Origin of the sequence: Corallococcus exiguus, from assembly GCF_009909105.1 — a bacterium.
GTDB classification, from domain to species: Bacteria; Myxococcota; Myxococcia; order Myxococcales; family Myxococcaceae; genus Corallococcus; species Corallococcus exiguus.
In genome coordinates this window covers 27,714-46,757 of record NZ_JAAAPK010000019.1, presented here as the reverse complement: position 1 = coordinate 46,757, position 19,044 = coordinate 27,714, and the positions used below count along the sequence as shown (strand labels likewise).

Below are 19,044 nucleotides of genomic sequence, written 5' to 3'. Positions count from 1 at the left end.
GCAATGAACCTTTGCACCGCGAAACAGCGGGGTAGAGGATTGCCCGAAGGCCCATGACGCCGGGAAACCGTGGCGAGCGAGCACGAACGTGGCGAAAGCGAAGGTTCTGAGGCTCGCGGTCCTGCTGGCATTGGCCGCGTGCAGTGAGAAGTCCGTGACCCCGCCGCCTGGACCCACCGCGACGGCGGTGGTTTCGCCGCCGGTTGCCGAAGATGCCGGGGACTCCGAGCCGCCGGTGATGATCAGCGGCTGTGGCACCGAGTGCATCTTCGGCTTCGTCATCGACGCGAAGACCGGCCACGTCATGCCCCTGCCGGCCAGTGGCGAGGACTACCGGCAGCTCCAATTGGCATTCCGCCCGGACAGCCAATGGATGCGAGCCACCTGGATGGGCGGCTCCGAAAGCGGGACAGAGACCTGCGTCCTGCGGGACTTCGTCCTCGACAAGGGCACATTCCGTTCCGTCAAGGGTGAGGTCCTTCCCGGGGCCTGCCCGGAGCTGGGCGTCGGGACGGGCGAAGCCATGGGCCCGCGCTGAACACGTCCAAGGCCTCACCGAAGATGCGGTTGCACGAAAAGCACGACCGTTCTATGAAGAGGTCATGCGCAAGGGCGAACTCACCCATCAGACCATCCTGGAGACGGCCGTCCGGCTGGCGAGCCGGGTGGGGCTGCAGGGGCTGAGCATCGGGGGGCTGGCGGAGGAGCTGGGCCTGTCCAAGAGCGGCCTGTTCGCGCACTTCAAGTCCAAGACGGAGCTGCAGGTCCAGGTCCTGGAGGCGGCCACCGTCGTCTTCACCGAGCGCGTCATCCGCCCGGCGCTGGGCAGGGCCCGCGGTGAGCCCCGGGTGCGGGCGCTCTTCGACGGCTGGCTCACGTGGGACCGGGACAAGGTGCTCGAGGGCGGCTGCATCTTCGTGGCGGCGGCGGCGGAGCTGGACGACGCGCCCGGGCCCGCGCGGGACACGCTGGTGCAGGGGCAGCGGGACTGGCTGGACTGCCTGGCCCAGGCCGCGCGCATCGCCGTGGCGGAAGGGCACTTCCACAAGGCGCTGGACGTGGAGCAGTTCGCCCATGATCAGTACGCGGCGATGCTGGGCTTCCACCACGCGCAGCGCTTGATGCGGGACCCACAGGCCGAGGCGCGAGCCCGCCGGGCCTTCGAAGCGCTCGTCACCGCCGCGCGCACCCCGACTTCCTGACCCTGTCGTCGCAGTGTCCTTCGAGGAGGACCTCATCATGGCGGAAAATAGCACGAACGTTCGGACGAAAGTGGCGCTGTGGGGTGTGAGGGCGGCGGCGCGGAGTCTGGGGGCGGTGGCGCCCGGGGTGGCGGCGGCGTGGTCGGAGCGGCTGTTCCTGACGCCCCAGCGGCCGCGGCGCTCGCGCACGGCGGAGGCGGTGCTCGCGCGGGGTCAGCCCCGGGTGTTGAGGGTGGAGGGCGAGAAGGTGGCGGTGTGGAGCTGGGGCGAGGGTCCCCGGGTGCTGCTGGTGCACGGTTGGAGCGGCTACGGCGGGCAGCTCACGGCCTTCGTGCAGCCCCTGGTGGACGCGGGTTTCTCGGTGGTGACGTACGACGCGCCGGGGCACGGGGCGTCCTCCGGGCGCACCAGCTCGTTGCCGGAGCTGGCGGGAATGGTGGCGGCGGTGGGGCAGGCGACGGGCGGGCCCTACGCGGTGGTGGCGCACTCGTTCGGCGCGGCGGCCACGGCGGTTGCGCTCCGGGACGGGATGAAGGTGGAGCGCGCGGTTTTCATCTCGCCGCCGGCGGATCCGCTGGCGGGCATCCGGGCCTTCGCGGACACGGTGGGCCTGTCGGAGTCCATGTGGCGGCGGATGGCGGCGCGAATCGAGGAGCGCTTCGACATGCGGCTGGCGGACCTGGCGCTGCCAGCCTTCGCGCCAGGGCTGGACGTGCCGCTGCGCATCTTCCACGACGTGGGGGACCGCGAGGTGCCGCTGAAGGCAGGCGAAGCGGTGGCGCGCGCGTGGCCGGGCGCGAAGCTCACGCGCACGGAAGGCCTGGGGCACTTCCGCATCCTCTATGCGCCGGAGGTGCTGTCGCCCGCGGTGGACTTCCTGGCGGAAGGACGGCCGAGCAATGCCTGGCCCGGGCCGGAGTTGCTGGCGTCAGTGGCGTCCTCGCGAGGGACGACAGCGCGCGGGGTGCACGGGGGCTGAGCCGTCGGAGAACGTCCGCGTGTCACCAGGGACCGCTGGCGCGGGGAGCGGTCAGGCCCTTCGTTGATTCCAGGAAGGGCCCACGGGGCGAGACGGAGGGGGCGGGGAGGGGGCCCTTTGCGTGGGTGGGTTGCCGGGTGCGGCCCCGCGAGTGGGCGCAACAGCTCCACTGCGTAGCCCAAGCCAATGGGTCAGAGCAGTCCGTCCACACGATGAGCCCACAGCGCTGGCAGTCCTGCATCTGCGCGCCGTCGTGGGCCACCACCGGGTGAAGCTTGGGCGCGGTGCGCTGCAGGTCGTGCAGCCACCGCGGCTGGTGCGCCATCGCCTGCGCATCCTCGCCGCCCAGCCACGGGAAGCCCGCGTGGGTTGCCTGTCCACCGACAACGGGCGAGCCTGCGTCGCATGGAGATGCATCAGGTCCGGTACTTCCTGGCGGTGTCGGAGACGCACAGCTTCACGCGTGCCGCGGAGCGCTGCCACGTGTCGCAGCCCACGCTGACCGCCGCCATCAAGAAGCTGGAGGCGGAGCTGGGCGGACTGCTGCTCCTGCGAGACCGGAGTGGCGCGAAGCTCACGCCCCTGGGCCGGTTGGTGTTGCCCCGGCTCCAGCGCATCGACGATGAGAGCCGGAGCGTGGCGCTCATCGCGGAGAACCACCGCCGCCTGAAGCAGGTGCCCCTGCGCATCGGGGTGCTGTGCACCATCGGTCCCGCACGTCTGTCAGGCTACCTGGCGGCGTTCCGCGCCGTGGCGCCCGGAGTGGAGGTAGAACTTCAGGTCGGCACGCGCGACAAGGTGCTGCGGCAACTGGAGGAAGCGGAGGTGGACCTCGTCATCACCCACGCCGCGGCGCCCACGCCCGACTGGTGCGTCGTCACCCCAGTCTATGATGAGCGCTACCTGGTCGTGCTTCCCCCCGGACATCGCCTGGCGGCGCAGGACACCGTGCGGCTGGCGGAATTGTCCGACGAGCCCTACATCGACCGGCTCTCCTGCGAGATGCGCGAACAGGTCGGGGCGCTGTGCACGTCTCGAAAGGTGGAGCTGTACGCCAGCTACCGCACCGAACGTGAGGAATGGGTCCAGAGCCTGGTCGCCGCGGGCGTAGGCTTCGCCTTCATGCCCGAGCACTCGCTGATGCCGGGCGCCACCACCGCGCGGCCCCTCGTCGAACCGTCGCTCCAGCGCACCGTGTCCCTGCTGCGCTCGGGGGACCGCACCGCGCCACCGGCCGCGAAGCTCTTCTGGCGCACCCTCCTGGAGAGCGCGGGCCGGCCACGTCCCGGCGCCTGAAAGCAGACGGCGCGAGGCCCACCCCGTGAGGTGCGCCCCGCGCCCGGAACCTGGATGAAGCGGTGACGTTCAGCGCTTCACGGCGAGCACGTCCACCTGCTCGATGACTGGCGGCTTCGCGAGCAGCTCCGGCGCCTGCGCCATCAGCGCCGCGGCCACCTTGCCGCCCAGGTGCGCCTGACGGCCCGCCTCGTCAGGGAACGTGTCCACGATGCCGAACGTGGTCGGCGACAGGCGAATCGCGTACCAGTGCAGAGTGGCCGGCTCGTCGCGCACGATGGGCAGCCCGCCTTCCAGGAACTTCCGCACGTCGCCTTCCTTGCCCGGCTTCGCCTCCAGTATGACGACCAGCGCCTTCGAGTCGGTCACCTCCGGAGTGCCCGGCGCCTTGACGGCGAGCAGCTCCACGGATTGGATGGACGGGGCCGTGGACAGGAGCTCCGGCGCCTGCGCCATCAGCGCCGCCGCCACCTTGCCGCCCAGGTGCGCCTTGCGGCCCACATCGTCGGCGAAGGTGTCGAAGATGCCGAACGAGGTCGGACCGAAGCGCAGCGCGAACCACTGCGCCGTCGCCGGTTCCTCGTGGACCAAGGGCAGGCCCCCCTCCAGGAACTTCTGCACGTCGCCTTCCTTGCCCGGCTTCGCCTCCAGGCGCACCAGCAGGCCCACGTGCACATCCTCTGCCTTCTGCGATTGCGTCGTCGTCATGGACTCACCCGTCGTGCTCTTGGAGGAAGACGCGCAGCCCCATCCCACCAGGGAGGTGGCCAGCGCGAGGAAGGCTATTCGGTACGGATTCAGAAAGGCATACATGGAAGGCTCCAGGGTCCAGGGGGAGTCGGGTGGCGCACAGGTGCGTCAACGCGACGGCGACATGGACACATATAGACGTCGCTTCCCTCCACCGTGAGAGCCCGGCGCCAATGGATCGATAGTCATCACCTATGCACGCAAGCCCCGGGGGAGGACAGGGTGCGGCCGCGGCTGCCTGCCCTCACAGTTCGTTGAAGATGAGCAGTCCCCGCGACGAGTCCACGACGTACACGTGGCCGTCGCCAGGGACGCGGACGCCGTAGACGCCCTCGAAGAGGCTGTCGCCCCGGGAGGGGTCGCTCTCGCGGAAGGTGTTGTAATGCGCCACCTGCTTGGGCTGCGTGGGATTGGACACGTCCAGCACCCGCAGGCCCTCGTGGTACCAGGCCACGTAGAGCCGGGTCCCGCGCAGGATGAGGTTGTGGATGGACGTGACGGGCCGCATCCGGAACTCGCCCAGCTTCACGATGCGGGCCGGGTCGGTGACGTCGAGCACGCGCAGGTGGGAGCTGTGGAACTCTCCCCCTTCGAAGGCGAGGGTGCGGTTGGCGAAGGTCCCCACCGCGCTGTGGTGCGCGAAGCCGAAATCCGGGCGCGGATACAGGCCCAGGTAGCGCACGTCATCCAGGTCGGTGACCTCCATCACGCCGTAGCCGCCAAAGGCGTTGCTGATGTACAGGCGGTGCTCATACACGAACGCGTCATGCGGCCCCCCGGAGTCGAAGTCCCCGGGGATGGTGATGAGCGCTCGCAGCACGGGAGCCAGCGGCTGGGACACGTCGTAGACGTAGGTGCCGGTGTTGGGGACCATGGCGTAGAGCCGCCCGCCGTCGACGAGCACCGTGTGGGCGCCAAAGGCTCCCGTCGGCAGGCTTCGCACAAAGACAGGCAGCGCGGGACTGGAGAGGTCGTAGACAAGGACGCCCCTGCTGCTGCTGGCCACGTAGAGGGCATTTCCCCAGGCCCAGACGCCATTCCAGAAGTTGTCCCCGGGCAGGCTGATGGAGGCCGTGAGGATGGGATTCTTCGGGTCGCGCACGTCGAAGACGGTGAGCCCGCCCTCGCGGCCCTGGTAGGGCAGTGAGACGACGTAGGCGTGGTCCAGGGTGACATAGACATCCACGGGCTGCCCCTGCGCGACATGACGTTCCGAGAGCAGCGTCAGCCCTCCGGAGGACTCGGGCTCGCCCGCCCAGGTGGCGACGCGGTGGGCCTCGAAGGTGCCATGCTGCGACACCTTCCCCCGGCGACAGGAGGCGAAGCAGCCGGTGAGGACGTCCGGCGCGGGCGTCTGACAGCCCACCAGGGTCATGGTGAGGCTCAGGCGCGTGTTGGTCCCGATGAGGGAGACGCGCCCGTCCTGCGTGTCCCGGAAGCGGAGCGGCTCGTCGAACAACGTGCTCGGGCCTCCGTCACTCCGGAGCTGGAAGCCGACAGGGCCGGTGCTGATGAGGGTGCCCCCGTCCTCCAGGCGTCGCTCATCCCGGGTGTTGGCCAGATAGATGCCCTCCTGGGGAAGCCTGGCGAGCGCCGCCGGGGCGCAATTCGAGACATCGAAGCGGGACAGCTCCTCGCAGGCGCTGCTGGACGCGTCCCGCGAATCGAAGCCGCACGGCGCGAAGGGGCCCCGGTCCACCCAGTCTCCGTGCTCCTCCAGTTCGGTGTACGTGCCGTCCCAGGCAAAAGGGCCGGCGTCCGGAGGCCCCGCGTCGAAGGATGGGCGCGGGGGCGTGTCCTCGCAGCCGGCAAGGAGCTGGAGCACCAGGAGGGTCAACAGCGTTCGGAGAGGGGTTGTCATGGGAGACCTCGCAAGGGAAGGGCACCCACCCAACGTTTCCACCCCGCCCGTTCCCTCAGCTCCCGGGAAACAGACGCCGGGCCTCAGGTCGCTGAGGGCAAGAGGCACAACGCTCAGGTGAAATCCGTGGAGAGCGAGAGGGCGCGGTGGGCCGCCAGCTCGCGGGCCACGAAGGCGTTCTTCTCCTCCAGGGCCTTCACCGTGTCGCTGCCCAGGGCCAGCCGCAGCGGAGGCTGCTCCAGCTTCACCAGTTCCATCATCGCGGTCGCGAGCTTTGCCGGGTCGCCCGGCTGCTGGTGGTTGAGCTCGACCGCGCGAGACCGCATCGCGCCGGACGTCTGCACGTAGTCGGGGATGATCCGCTCCGCCCGGGTGAGTGACGCCGCGTCCAGGAAGTCGGTGCGGAAGTAGCCGGGCTCCACCACCGTGACATGGATGCCCAGCGGGGCCAGTTCATCGTGGAGCGCCTCGCTCAGGCCCTCCACGGCGAACTTCGTGGAGCAGTACACGCCCCAGCCCGCGGACGAGCGGTATCCGCCAATGGAGGACAGGTTGATGACGTGTCCGGAGCGCTGCTGCCGCATGACGGGAAGCACCGCGCGGGTGACAGCGAGCAGGCCGAAGACGTTGGTGCGGTAGAGCTTCTCGATTTCGGCGGCGCTCGACTCCTCCACGCCGCCGAGCAGGCCGAAGCCCGCGTTGTTCACGAGCACGTCGATGCGGCCCGCCTCGGCCACGACGCGCTGGGCCTCGGCCTCGTCGGTGACGTCCAGCTTCGCGACCACCAGCCTCGGGTGGGCCGCCAGGGGAATGCTCTGGGGATTGCGCGCGGTGGCGATGACACGGTCTCCCGCGTCGAGCGCCGCCTGGGCGATGAGGACTCCGAAACCACGGGATGCGCCAGTGATGAGCCAGGTCTTCATGTGCGTGCTCCTCGTCAGGGGTTACGAGCGAAGAGATAGACCTGGACCATCCATGAGAGAATGCGCACGCAGAACACAAGACCGTTGAATCCGGCTCAACAGTAGAAAGGCAGCCCCCATGCAGGCCGACGTCCGTGAGCTGACGGTGTTCCTGGAGATCGCCCGGCATCTGAACTTCCGCCGAGCGGCGGGGGCCCTGGGGGTGACGCCCTCCGCGCTGAGCCACAGCTTGAGGGGGCTGGAGGAGAAGCTGGGCCTGCGGCTGGTGCACCGCACCACCCGGAGCGTGGCGCTCACCGCGGCGGGCGAGCGGCTCGCCGAGAGACTGCGACCGGCGTTCCGGGACATCGACGACGCGCTCGATGACCTGAACACGTTCCGTGAGGCCCCCGTGGGAAAGCTGCGCATCAGTGCGGCCCGGGTGGCGATCCGGTTGGCCCTGCTGCCGGTGCTGCGCCCGTTCCTGGAGGAACATCCCGGCATCGAGGTGGAGCTCGTCGACGGCGCCGCGTTCGTGGACATCGTGAAGGAGGGGTTCGACGCGGGCGTGCGCTTCCACGAGCGCGTGGCCGCGGACATGGTGGCGATTCCGCTGGGCCCCCGGCTGCGTTCGGCCCTCGTCGCCACGCCCGCGTACTTCGCGAAGCATCCTCCGCCGAAGACGCCCGGGGACCTGGCCGCGCATGACTGCATCCAGTTCCGGTTCTCCAATGGCTCACGCTACGCGTGGGAGCTGGAGCGAGACGGCAAGGCCCTGGAGGTGGAGACGCGAGGCTCCCTGGCGCTCAGCGACCAGGTGGAGATCCTCGAAGCCGCGCTCGCGGGACTGGGGCTGGCCTACGTCTTCGAGTCGCAGGTGGAGTCACTGCTCCGGCAGCGGCGGCTGGTTCGCGTGCTGGAGGACTGGTGCCCGTCCTACCCTGGCTTCTTCCTCTACTACCCGAGCCGCAGGCACCTGCCCCCCGTGCTCAAGGCCTTCGTGGACTTCGTGCGGGCCCGGACATGAGCCCGCAGTGGCGGAGGTGATGCCCGCCTCGGCCGCTCCGCCGAACCGCACCTCGAAGGCTCGCAGGTGCGGTCCGTCCACTCAAGGCCGTGCCAGGACGCTCAGGGCTGGACGACGTTGACGCGGGAGGAGCCGAAGGCCTCCTTCTTCCAGACGCCGTTGTCCAGGCCGCGCACGTACGGGGTGCCCTGGAACAGGGTGAGGTCATAAGCGCGGATGCCGCCCGGGTGCTCGGCCCAGGTGCTGCCGTTCGTGGAGAACCAGAGGCCGTCATTGGCCCCGATGCCCCACAGCTTGCCGGTGGCGCCGTCCACCGCCAGCCGCTTCAGCGTCGTGGTGGCGGGCAGCTGCACGAACGAGGAGCCGTTGTGCTTCCAGACGCGGTCATCCATGCCGATGAGGTAGGGGATGCCCTGCGCGACCGCGATGTCCTTGCCCGTCGAAGCAGTCGGCGTCTGCGCGCTCCACACGAGGGTGGTGGGGTTGAAGGAGTAGACCTTGTCGTCCAGGCCAATGACCCAGACCTTGCCGGTGGACTCATCCACCGTGAGGCGCTTGGCCGTCTGCGACGTCTGGATCCACCCCGAACTGGTGCCACGGTAGACGAAGTCGTTCATCCCAATCAGATACGGAATCGTGGCGGTGACGGCGATGGCCTTCGCGCTGCCGCCCGGGTTCACGTCCAGGTAGACACCGGTGTTGTAGGGGACACTCAGGCGGTCGTGGGTGGTGAGGACCGCGCCCGTGCTGCTGCCCACGGTCCACAGCTGGCCATTGGAGCCCAGCGCGAAGTCGTTGACCACGGAGTTGCTCAGCACCACCGGCGCGCTCGCCGCGGGCCAGAGGAGCGAGTTGATGTGATTGGGCGCCGCTCCGCTGGGAATGCCCACGCCGTTCATCGGGGACCAGGGCGCGAGCTGCTCCAACCCGAACCAGGGGGTCAGCACCGCCTGGTCGATGGCGTACGCGCTGTTGAGCGGGACGGGGCGCAGTGGGCCTCCGCACTGGGGGGACCACAGCGTCGACGACGCGTCCGACTTGATCGCCCCGATGTGGAGGTGCGGCTTCGAGGAGCTGCCCGAGTTGCCCAGCAGGCCCAGGAAGTCGCCCTCATGGACCTCCGCGCCCACGGTCAGCAGGCTGGGGTTGAGCGTGCCGGCCTGCATGTGGGCGTACCCGACCAGATACGTGCCGTTGTCGATGGTGAAGCTGTTGCCGCCGCCGTGCGACGCCGGGTTGACGGAGCCCACCGGGAAGTTGGTCGCGTCGGTGTTGACGAAGTCCGTCACCGTGCCCCCGGTGACCGCGTAGATGGGCTTGCCCCACTGCCGGTAGTGCTCGTTCTGCGAACCGTCGGTGCCCGGAAGCACGTCGGACCAGCCGGAGCCCGTCCAACCATAGACACCCACGTCATAGGCGAAGAGCTGGCAGCCCTGGACGCTCGCGCCGTGCACCGCGCCCATGCCCTGCCAGTATTCGTGGGGGCGCAGGTCGCCCACACGGCCCCAGAAGCGGTTGCTGCCGGACGGCGTGGGCGCCTGGTAGGCGGCGAGCGTGAACGTCTCCGTCACCGGGGTCGCATAGCCCGTGAAGAAGAGCCGCATGCGGATGCTGTTCGGCGCCGGGTTCGGCAGGATGATGTTCTGGGCGGCGCTGAACGACCAGTTGCGGACCGCGTTCGCGGGCACGACGAGGCTGGTGGACATGCCCGTCAGCAGCGTCGTGCCGGGAAAGTCGATCAGGATCTGGGTCAACGTGACAGACGTCGCCTCGTTGTTGCGCAACGCCAGCGCGAGCGACACCTGGTGGCTGGGGCCCGACCCGCCGAGGGAAGGGGACGCCATGGTGAGATAGCGGATGGCGCCTCCCTCCATGGGTTCGTAATAGGTCGTGACAGCCGGTGCCTGGGCGAGCGCGAGCTGTCCCCACAGGAGACTGGGCAACAACAGCAGCAGGGTGCGGAGCTTCATCATGGGTGCGGGGGTCCTTGGTTTGGAGCAGGCCCTCCCCAGAGCAACACGCGTACCAAGGCACGCTCCCCCCGGAAGCGTCCTCGTTCGGGGCCCGGGGCAGGCGGGGGGCGGCAAGGCCCGCATGCAAGTCCTGCACGACCACGGCAATCCTTGCCGTTGTCCTCGCTGCCTCCCAGGGGGGAGCCCCACGGCATGCGCGGTGCAATCCGGGTGCTCGACCCGGAGGCATCATGCAACGCGTTCCACTCTTGTTGGCCCTCGCCAGCCTCATCCCCACGGGGGCGCTGGCGGCGCCTCACGTCACGAAGCTTCTCCCGCAGGACGCGGGGGTCCACTGCAGCCCCTCGACTCCGTGCATCCAGCCCACGGCGGATGGCATGGTTTCCGCCCTGGAGTACGCCGACGGCAAGAAGTTCCCGCTGCAGGACTACGTGAACGGAGGGCCCAACGGAGACCTGTTCCTCTCCGTCTCCGACAACGCCAGCTACACCGCGGACGAGTGCAACGTGGGGAAGCCCCAGAATCCCTGCCACGTGCAATCCCTGTTCATTGGCATGCGCCTGCCCAAGCCCAGGAATGCCAGCGGGAACTTCGTGGGCCTGGAGGGCACCGTCAGCGTCTGGCTCGATGCGAAGCGCGGCGAAACCCTCCAGCTGGCCTCCGGCGCGCACGTGCCTCGTGACGAGGACCGGCGCATCACGTTGAGCTACTCCACCGTCAAGGGCTTCGCGACCACCGTCCAGAGCAAGGGCAACCTCAGCGGCACGGATGGCTGGAGCGCGCTCGCGACCCCCACCGAGGCCTGGGCCACCTCCGTGGTGGTGTCGAGCCCGTCCTCGGACCCGGCCCACGTCCACATCGAGTTCGAGATCAAGCTGGCGCCGGGCTTCCCTGTCGGAGGCGCGAGCGAGCCGCTCCTGGCCACGGTGCGCAAGCTGGGACTCGGCATCGAACACATTCCCGTCCCGACGACCTCCGCGCAGACGGTGGGTGGCGGCCGGTTCCCCAACCGCGCGGGCCTGTCGTCCGGCGGCACCCTGACGGGCAACTGGGAAACGCTCGAGTTCGCGAGCCCGACACCGATTCCGCTCAGCTTCACCATGTGGAACGTGGGGCAGATGCCGGACGTGACCGCCTGGGTCGAGGATGGCGGCTCGGGGGAAATCGATACCGTCGCCCAGCGCATCTTCCGCAAGGAGGTCGCCTGCATCTCAGAAATCTGGATGGCGCATGAGCGCGGCGAGCTCATCGAGAAGGTCAACGCGCTGCGCGCGGCCGCGCTGCTGCCGCCCATGCAGGCCGTCACCGAGCTGAATGACAACATCCTCCAGCCGTCCCTGTTCAGCACGGGACTGGTGTTGCTGTCCTCGCGGCAGATCCTCGATGGCGGGGTGCACCACTTCCCCGTCGGCATGTGCACTGGCAGCGATTGTGCACAGGCCAAGGGCGTGCTCTGGGCGCGCATCGCCACGCCCGCCGCGACCGCCCCTGTCTTCGTCGATGAACACGACACCCCCACGCTCGCCAAGGGGACCGACTACGCCGAGTTCGTCGACGTGTTCTGCACCCACGTCAACGCGGGTGAAAACACGGCGGGGCCCGACACCACCGCGCGCGAGAACCAGTTCTCCAACATCAAGGCCTACGTCCAGCAGGTGCGCCAGGGCGGACCCCTGACCGACACGGTCTTTCCCTTTGACGTCCATGACACCTTTCCCCAGGGCACCTGGCCGAGCGGCCTGGACCGCCCCGCCTTCCTGCTGGGGGACCTGAACACCGTCGGGCCCAAGGGCGTGCAGACCAACGTCGCCTTCAACCAGTACGCCGACATGGTGGGCCCTGGCCTCCTGGACATCAGCACGCTGAGCGCGTTCGACATGGCCAACACCCAGTTCTCCGAGATGCGGGACCTGGCCCGGGTGGTCTCCGGTCCGAACTCGATGGCGGGCGGGACGTGGCTGTCCAGCGTCTGCACCGACAACGTGGTGAACGAGCTGGATGCCAAGAAGCGCCTCGACTACGTCCTGGTGTTCCCGGCCCAGGACACCTTGGACTTCCCCGCGTTCGCGTTGCTCAACGGCACCACGGCGAGCGTCAACCCCCACTTCGATCCCACCTCCGGCAGCGAGGACTCCGAGGGAAACCTCGTCCAGCAATGCCTGTCGGATCACGCCATGGTGGATGTCACCGTGCAGCTGGCGCGGGTGAAGGACGTCGTGAAGTACAACCCGATGAAGAAACACCGGGTCGAGTACGCCGTGAAGCAGGTCACCGACCTGGAGACCGCGAGCGGCTGCTGCGCGGACTGGTTCTCTCCGCGCGTGCTCATGATCGCCAATGGCTTCACGAAGCTGAATACCTTCCTGAACATCAACGAGGGCCAGACCATCTACCCGAACTGGCGAGTGCACACGGGCGCCGACAGCCTCCTCCCGGACCTGCCGGTCGGTTTCTCGGGGGCGGTGAACATGACGTCGGCCATCTGGGAGTCGGACTCCGGCCCGAACGACCACTACGACTCCACGCCTGAGAGCAGCGCCATCCTGGAGGCGGACGACAAGGACGCGCACCTCACCTTCTTCGCGAACAGCGGCGTGCTCCGCCGGGTGAAGGGCGAGTTGACGGCCATTGACTGGCTCGCCGGGGTGGAACTCCTGGGGAGCTTCATGGACGGCTACGAGAACGGCATCACCGTGGAGACCGAAGGACACGACACGGCCACGGGCGACAACGCCCGCGTGCGGCACTACTTCAACGTGAAGGAAATGGAATCGCCATGAGCACGATGAACCTGAAGTGCGCGGTGCTTGCACTGGTGCTGGGGGGCACGGCCCAGGCGGTCGAACCGATGGTGCCCTACGACAACTTCAACCCGATGAAGTCCAACCCTCCACGCGCGACGAAGATCCGCGGCATCGACCCGGCCCGGTGGGTGGATGAGCAGACCGGAACGCGGCTGGACTCCCTCCGGGAGCTGGCCTTCACCCGCCTGCGGTTGATGAGCCGTGCGGACACGGGGATGGGCCGCTACGGCCTGCGCTTCTCCCAGTCCTCGGCGGTGACGGCCATCGCGGCGAAGGTGCGCCTGAACAATGCCAGGAGCACCGGGTGCACGGCCCCGGCGGGAGCTCCGGCGGCCCAGAGCGCCGCCGAGCTCACGGGCCACTTCTTCAACACCCGGGGCGCGGTGGGAAGGAGCCTGCAGGACGACGTCACCGCTTCCATCCGCATGGTCTCCCGGTCCACGGACCCCGTCGGCTCCCAGGCGCTGCGGGTGGAGGCGCTTGTCGAGCGGTGCACGGACGCCTCGTGCTCGACCCGCGCGCAGCTCTTCACGGCGGACCTGGGCCTGGTCCACCAGGGCGAGCAGGCGGCGCTGCGGCTCCAGTGGGACGTGGCGAATCACCGCTTCGTGTTCCAGCGCGACACTCAACCCGAGGTGTACGGGGCCTACACCGTGACGGACACGCACGCGCCCGGCAGCTCGAGCAAGGCCCTGGTGGTGACCCATGACCTGCCCACCTGCGCCAGCGGCACCCCGGCGCCCCTGGGGTATGCGAACGCGTACTTCCACGACGTGTTCGTGAACGAGTCCGCGGCGCCAGCTCCCTGACGGACTGGACGCGCGGCGGCAGCCAGTGCTCCTGGCCCGCCGCGCGTTCCCTGTGCCTTCGCGTCCGCGAGGTCAGCCCTCCGAGAGGGTGAGCGCCCCCGGCATCTGCCCGCCGCCGTTGTTGAGCTGGAAGATGCCAAGCTTGGACATGCGTTCCGCCACCGCGTCGGGGACGTTGTTCGTCTCCGGCGTCATCAGCAGGGCCATGGCCTCTTCAGGGGTCGCCGCATTGGCGACATCCACCACCCAGCCCTCCGGCGTGTTGCCCGCGTATCCGGGCTGGCCCTGCTCGATGGCCGTCAGCCAGTCCTTGGCGATCTGCTGGACCTGCTGTGCCTCCGCGTAGGTGAAGGACACGGAGGCCGTGGTGCCACTCCCCGTCGTGTTCGCGAAGGCATCCTGGAGCCCGTTCGCGGACCCGGAGGCCATGTCCGGCAGGGTGGCCGCATAGGTGTACGTGGACGGATCCTCGGGGTCCTTCCATTCGCCGCTGACCGAGAAGCTGACGGTCCCCTTGGTGCCCGTGTACTGGAACTCCGTCGGGCCGCCTGCGTCGTAGGTCGTGGCGACGTACACGTTGCTGTCGATGACGGCCGCGCCCAGGTCGATGGCGAAGGTGACCTCCCGCGTGAGCGTGTCGGAGGCAATCTGCACCGTCGCCGCGTTCGACGTGCCGCTCGCGGGGTCGTTCGTCGGCAATTCACCCGTGGAGAGGAATTGGTTGTAGGCCGCCTGTCCCGCGGGCGTGGAGATGTCGAAGTCCACCTGCCGCGAGCTCAACTGCCCCTCCACGCGCCGCGTGTCCGTCGCTCCGAACGCGAAGCCCAATATCCCCAGCTTTCCCTCGAGGGTGCGCGACACCGCCTCCGTGGGACCGGCGGTGACCCGGACGGTCTTGTCGTCCAGCCGGGTGACGGCGAGGGACATGCCGCTGGCCTTCTCCGTGCTCATCCCCCCGATGGCGCCGAAGATGCCGGAGATGTTCTTGAACACCACCTCCATGCCCGTGCCCACGAAGGCCTCGCCGTTGAGCGTCACGGTGGCGCCCACCGGCAGGTTCTGGGGCAGGGACGGGTTGAGCTGCTGGGCGGCCTGTTCGGGCGAGGTGATGCCCGCGGCGGCCGCGGTCGGCAGCGTCACCTGGTAGCTGCCACGCACGCCCGCCTGGGCGGTGCCGGTGACGGTGACGTGAGTCGTGTCCGCCTGGAGCTCTCCCTTCACGCCGACCTCGGCCTCCACGCTGAAGGTCGTCATCTCCGCGTCCCGGCTGAAGCTCGCACCCATCTCGGTGTACCCGGCCACCTTCATGGAGAAGATGCCCGCATCCACCTTCACCCCGGCCTCGAGGCTCGCGCTCCCGGAGATGCCATTGGGGCCCAGCATCACCGAGCCACTGGCGGCAAAGTCCTTGGCGGCGGTCGGCTTCGCGAGAATCGGCGTGTCGGTGGGGGAGGGCGCGGTGTCCGGCACGTTCAGCGGGTTGCGCTTCGAAGTCCCCGGCGTGCTCCCGCTGAAGGTGTCGGTGGACGCGCTTCCCCAGGACGACGTGCCGCTCGACGGCCGAGGCGGACCTGCTGGCGCCTGCTGCGGTGCGCTCACGGCTCCGCTGCTGGACGGCTTCACGGTGTTGATGAACGGCTGAAAGCTCCGAATCGGCCACTGCATGTGGACGTCCCCCTCTGCGACAGTCAGAGGGGTTGTCGCGCGAACCGCCGCAGCGGACGAATTAAGCTGGGTTAAATCCGCGTCCGGCCGCGTTCTGGACAGCAGGGGCGGGTCGGGGCAGATGTAGGCGTACAGATGACATCCCGTCCGCCCCCTGCGCGCCCCTCCACCGTCCGGATGCAGAAGACGAAGCAGCCCTCCTCTGGAGCCCGGCGTCCCGCTGGGAAGCCCTCCGGAGGCCCGGCCTGGCGTCGCTGGGCGCTCGGCGGGTGGCTGATGCTGGCCCTCTGGTTTGGCGTGGAGGCCGCGCGGCTGCCCGACGTGGGCGCCCTGCGGACGCAGAACCCGCGCACCACGGCGCTCATGGCGCAGCGAGCCGACGAGGCGCTGGAGGCGGGCACGAAGCCTCGCGTGCGCCAGTCCTGGGTGCCGCTCGGCGCGGTGGCCCCGCACGCCGTGGACGCCGTGTTGTGCTCCGAGGACGCGCGCTTCTACCGGCACGAAGGCGTGGACTGGACCGAGGTGGAGAACGCCTTCGAGCAGTCGGTGCGCGAGGCACGCCTGGGGCGCGGCGCATCCACCCTCACGCAGCAGCTGGCGAAGAACCTCTACCTCTCCACGGACCGCAGCCTCTTGCGCAAGGGGAAGGAGCTGCTGCTCGCGCGCCAGTTGGAGTCACACCTGTCCAAGCAGCGCATCCTCGCGCTGTACCTGAACGTCGTGGAGTGGGGGGAGGGCGTCTACGGCATCGAGGCGGCGGCGCGCGAGCACTTCGGCGTCTCGGCGCGGTCGCTCAGCGTGGCGCAGGGCGCGATGCTCGCGGCCATGCTGCCCGCCCCGCGTCGCTGGCTGCCGGCGCAGCGGCCCGAGACCCTGCGCACCCGTGCTGGCGTCATCATCGGGAGGCTGGAGCGCGAGGGGCGCATCAGCGCGGCGCAAGCCCGCGAGGCCCAGGCCGAGCTCTCGCGCTTCTTCGGTGTGCCGCCCGCGCCCGGTTTGGTGGCGGACGCCAGCTGAAGAACTTTTCGCGGAGCCGTGCGTGGAAGGTGCCACGTCCTTCTCTTCGAGGTTCTCGTGAGTGCCCTCCGTCCGCTGTTCTGCTGCATTGCCTTCGTCCTGTCCGCCGCTCCCGCCCTCGCGCAGTACAACCAGGTGGCGGGTGAGAACGCTCCCATGGAGAGCGTTCGCCGGGTGGTGACGCGCAATGACGGTTCCCAGGAGCTGCGCGAAACGGTGCGCCCCGCGGCCCGTGACGGCTTTGGCAACGCGAAGGGCAACCAGAACGACCTCGCGGTGGACGGCGCCTTCGAAGGTCAGACGGTGGCGGTGCTCCAGTTCTACACGCAGGACTTCGACTTCTCGCTGCCGAAGGCCGCGCTGAAGGAGAAGGGCTTCTCCGTGTACCGCTGGGTCAACAGCGCGCCGGACCCCAAGGAGCTGCGCAAGGCGCTCCAGAAGGCGTGTCAGTTGTGGATCATCTCGGACGAGACGCAGTACCTGACGCCCGAGCACGTGAAGGTCATCAAGGAGTTCTTCGACGCGGGGCACGGCGTGTACATCTGGGGCGACAACTCGCCCTACTACGCGGACGCCAACGTGGTGGGCCAGGCGCTGCTGGGCACGGTCATGGTGGGCAACATCATCGGCGACCAGACGGTCGGCCTGCGCAAGGACGGGGAGGGCCCGGGGCTGCTGCGCCGGCACCTGCTCACCACCGGCCTGGAGTACCTCTACGAGGGCATCACCATCGCCACCATCCAGCCGAGCGAGCAGCTCACGCCGCTGCTTCATGGTTCCGCGGGCAACCTGGTGGCGGCCTTCTATGACAAGGGCGGCAAGCGGGCCATCTTCGACGGTGGCTTCACGCGCCTCTACAACAAGTGGGACACGGCGGGCACCGCGCGCTACGTGAAGAACGCGGCGGCCTGGCTGACCAACGTGGAGCGCTTCGGCAACGCCGTGGTGCGCGCGGACCTGCGCAACACCCAGGACCCGAAGCCCGCGCCGAAGCAGTGACCCGGACTTGCTCCATACTGGAGCCACGATGCGACCCGACGAGCCTGGCCGGGTGGTGCTGCCCGCGAGGCTCGCGGGAGTGGAAGAGGTTCGCGTCACGGGCGACACCTGGCTGTTCGGCGACATGGCGCTGGTGCAGGAGCTGCTGCACCCGGACATCGTGCTCCTCAACGTGGGTGGCGGGCGCTACGGCATGGACCCCCGGACCGCCGCGCTCGCGGTGCGCAAGTACTTCCGCCCCTCCATCATCGTGCCCATGCACTTCGGCACCTTCGAGCCGCTGGCGACCGAGCCCCAGGCACGTGAGGTCCTTGGAAGCGACCCGCGCGTGCGCTGGCTCACCCCGGGAGTCGCCGCGTCACTCTGAGGCAGGGCCTCCGCCGGAAATCAGGCGTCACGGGGAAGGGCGCGCAGGAACTGCGCATCCTTCCAATCCCAGACGCGCGAAGGATTCTTGTCCACGTCCACCGGCGAGGAGTTCCAGTTGTGGACGTCGTAGGAGTGCGAGGCTCGCCAGTGGAGGAACACGCTGAACACGGCCGTCACGACGAGCGCGCCCGCGAGGACGCGGTTCCGTGAGGGAGCCTCCAGCACCGTCTGCACGGGGAACGCGAGGAAGTAGACGAGGTAGGGCAGCACGTCGGTGAAGAAGCGCGGGCCAATGGAGTGCCCGGCCCACCAGATGTAGAAGGAGGAGATGGCCGCCCAGTGCAGGACCAGGATGAGGGCGAAGACGACCTCGTAGGGCTCCAGGCTTCGGCTGCGCCACCGCTGGACGAAGCCCACGACGCCCAGCACGAGGAACGGTGAGAAGGTGAAGAGGCCTCGCGAGGGACTGACGAGGTTGGCGGCCAGGGCCATGAAGAACGGTCCGGCGAGCGGATCCACCGTGTGACGGTAGTAGGGCGAGAACACCGAGCCATAGACAGACAGGTGGTACGCGCAGAAGGGTATCGCCACGAGCGCCGCGCCCGCGAAGTAGGCCGGCAGTTGGCGGCGGAAGCGCAGGGCCATGAACCCGGTGACCACCAGGATGCTGAGGGAGTGCGTGGGCCGGCAGGCATAGGCGGCCGCGACCCAGAGGCCCAACAGGAACGCGGTGCGCGCGGTCTGCGCGGGCCGGGCCAGCAACAGCATGACGCAGGCGATGGCGAGGAGCCCGGGGCCGTGCTGCCAGAGCACCCGGCTCGCGGTGGAGTACGCCGTGGTGCCCAGCCCGAAAAGCAGCACGGTGACGAGCGCCGCCCCCGGGGACACCCGCCTGCGCAGGGTGACGAGGAGCACCGCCGCGGCGGCGCAGACGTAGAAAGAGGCGATGAGCTGCTCGGTGAGGGCGAACGAGCCCAGGTACTCCCGCCCTGTGTGCCGGAACAGCGTCCGCCATGCCAGCGCATCGGCACCGAACGTCCCCAGGCGGGGCAGCACTGGCTCCATCAGGGAGATGAGTCCTTCGGCGGCGGCGAGGAACGGCAGCGCGGAGACCATCACGCCCGGCGGGTACACGTAGTACGTGTGGCCGCCGGCCTCGTTGCGCGCATAGGCAGTCCCCGGGAAGAACCAGTGCCGGAACTCGTCCAGGTCGGTGTTGCCCTCGTGGAGGATGCTGGCCGCGGAAGGGATGGACCACAGCGAGTCCGTCTGCAGCCGCGCCTCGCTCGTGGTGTAGATGCCGAACAGGGCCAGACACATCAGCCAGAGCGCGAGCGTGGAGGACGCGAAGCCACCGCGCGATGAGAGGGATGGGGTCGGCACGGAGGGGT

17 protein-coding genes are annotated in these 19,044 nt (G+C 69.0%); 11 read left to right on the top strand and 6 right to left on the bottom strand.

The window, feature by feature from the left end; genetic code table 11:
- Positions 1 to 88 precede the first annotated feature (88 nt).
- The 4 genes from GTZ93_RS41100 to GTZ93_RS41085 all read left to right on the top strand — a co-directional run bounded on the left by GTZ93_RS41100 (position 89) and on the right by GTZ93_RS41085 (position 3,477).
- The gene (locus tag GTZ93_RS41100; RefSeq protein ID WP_139923095.1) at positions 89 to 538 is read left to right on the top strand and encodes a hypothetical protein; all 450 of its coding nucleotides are present in this window, start codon (positions 89 to 91) and stop codon (positions 536 to 538) included.
- Between the two features lie 64 nt (positions 539 to 602).
- Positions 603 to 1,202, top strand: coding sequence for a TetR/AcrR family transcriptional regulator (locus GTZ93_RS41095; RefSeq protein WP_120576792.1), 600 nt, complete (start codon positions 603 to 605; stop codon positions 1,200 to 1,202).
- Between the two features lie 37 nt (positions 1,203 to 1,239).
- Positions 1,240 to 2,181, top strand: coding sequence for an alpha/beta hydrolase (locus GTZ93_RS41090; RefSeq protein ID WP_161663350.1), 942 nt, complete (start codon positions 1,240 to 1,242; stop codon positions 2,179 to 2,181).
- Positions 2,182 to 2,586: 405 nt separating this feature from the next.
- On the top strand, positions 2,587 to 3,477 hold the full coding sequence (locus tag GTZ93_RS41085) for a LysR family transcriptional regulator (protein WP_120600226.1): 891 nt from the start codon (positions 2,587 to 2,589) through the stop codon (positions 3,475 to 3,477).
- Positions 3,478 to 3,546: 69 nt separating this feature from the next.
- On the opposite strand, the gene GTZ93_RS43490 is transcribed toward GTZ93_RS41085, so the two are convergent.
- From GTZ93_RS43490 to GTZ93_RS41065, 3 genes are all read right to left on the bottom strand, one after another.
- A complete protein-coding gene (locus tag GTZ93_RS43490; protein WP_257979141.1) occupies positions 3,547 to 4,290 on the bottom strand; it encodes a putative quinol monooxygenase in 744 nt (247 codons plus the stop codon).
- Between the two features lie 181 nt (positions 4,291 to 4,471).
- On the bottom strand, positions 4,472 to 6,088 hold the full coding sequence (locus GTZ93_RS41070; protein ID WP_139917841.1) for an LVIVD repeat-containing protein: 1,617 nt from the start codon (positions 6,086 to 6,088) through the stop codon (positions 4,472 to 4,474).
- A 113-nt stretch (positions 6,089 to 6,201) separates the two neighbouring features.
- Positions 6,202 to 7,011 carry an oxidoreductase gene (locus GTZ93_RS41065; protein ID WP_139917844.1) on the bottom strand — a complete coding sequence of 270 codons (810 nt, stop codon included), beginning with the start codon at positions 7,009 to 7,011 and terminating at the stop codon, positions 6,202 to 6,204.
- Between the two features lie 118 nt (positions 7,012 to 7,129).
- Between GTZ93_RS41065 and GTZ93_RS41060 the strand changes: the two genes are divergently transcribed.
- A complete protein-coding gene (locus GTZ93_RS41060) occupies positions 7,130 to 8,017 on the top strand; it encodes a LysR family transcriptional regulator (RefSeq protein ID WP_139917846.1) in 888 nt (295 codons plus the stop codon).
- A 101-nt stretch (positions 8,018 to 8,118) separates the two neighbouring features.
- Here the strand turns inward: GTZ93_RS41060 and GTZ93_RS41055 are convergent, their stop codons facing one another.
- Positions 8,119 to 9,990, bottom strand: coding sequence for a M23 family metallopeptidase (locus tag GTZ93_RS41055; RefSeq protein ID WP_161663349.1), 1,872 nt, complete (start codon positions 9,988 to 9,990; stop codon positions 8,119 to 8,121).
- A gap of 230 nt (positions 9,991 to 10,220) precedes the next feature.
- On the opposite strand from GTZ93_RS41055, the gene GTZ93_RS41050 reads away from it, so the two are divergent.
- Entirely contained in the window at positions 10,221 to 12,770 is a 2,550-nt protein-coding gene (locus GTZ93_RS41050) for an exonuclease/endonuclease/phosphatase family protein (RefSeq protein WP_139917851.1), read from the top strand.
- Positions 12,767 to 13,603, top strand: a complete 837-nt coding sequence (locus tag GTZ93_RS41045) for a hypothetical protein (RefSeq protein WP_139917852.1) — start codon at positions 12,767 to 12,769, stop codon at positions 13,601 to 13,603. Before GTZ93_RS41050 ends, GTZ93_RS41045 begins: the two co-directional genes overlap by 4 nt.
- Before the next feature lie 72 nt (positions 13,604 to 13,675).
- Here the strand turns inward: GTZ93_RS41045 and GTZ93_RS41040 are convergent, their stop codons facing one another.
- On the bottom strand, positions 13,676 to 15,073 hold the full coding sequence (locus tag GTZ93_RS41040) for a hypothetical protein (protein WP_139917855.1): 1,398 nt from the start codon (positions 15,071 to 15,073) through the stop codon (positions 13,676 to 13,678).
- Between GTZ93_RS41040 and GTZ93_RS41035 the strand changes: the two genes are divergently transcribed.
- From GTZ93_RS41035 to GTZ93_RS41020, 4 genes are all read left to right on the top strand, one after another.
- Positions 15,063 to 15,245: a hypothetical protein gene (locus tag GTZ93_RS41035; protein ID WP_139917857.1), complete on the top strand. Its 183-nt coding sequence runs from the start codon at positions 15,063 to 15,065 to the stop codon at positions 15,243 to 15,245. The two genes, GTZ93_RS41040 and GTZ93_RS41035, sit on opposite strands and share 11 nt — an antisense overlap.
- Before the next feature lie 158 nt (positions 15,246 to 15,403).
- Complete coding sequence (mtgA, locus tag GTZ93_RS41030; protein WP_139917860.1) at positions 15,404 to 16,285, top strand: monofunctional biosynthetic peptidoglycan transglycosylase; 882 nt, start codon at positions 15,404 to 15,406, stop codon at positions 16,283 to 16,285.
- A 57-nt stretch (positions 16,286 to 16,342) separates the two neighbouring features.
- Positions 16,343 to 17,284, top strand: a complete 942-nt coding sequence (locus tag GTZ93_RS41025) for a hypothetical protein (RefSeq protein WP_139917862.1) — start codon at positions 16,343 to 16,345, stop codon at positions 17,282 to 17,284.
- A gap of 28 nt (positions 17,285 to 17,312) precedes the next feature.
- A complete protein-coding gene (locus tag GTZ93_RS41020; protein ID WP_139917864.1) occupies positions 17,313 to 17,651 on the top strand; it encodes an MBL fold metallo-hydrolase in 339 nt (112 codons plus the stop codon).
- A gap of 20 nt (positions 17,652 to 17,671) precedes the next feature.
- Here GTZ93_RS41020 and GTZ93_RS41015 read toward each other — a convergent pair whose 3' ends face one another.
- Positions 17,672 to 19,036, bottom strand: a complete 1,365-nt coding sequence (locus GTZ93_RS41015; RefSeq protein WP_139917866.1) for a hypothetical protein — start codon at positions 19,034 to 19,036, stop codon at positions 17,672 to 17,674.
- Positions 19,037 to 19,044: the final 8 nt, after the last annotated feature.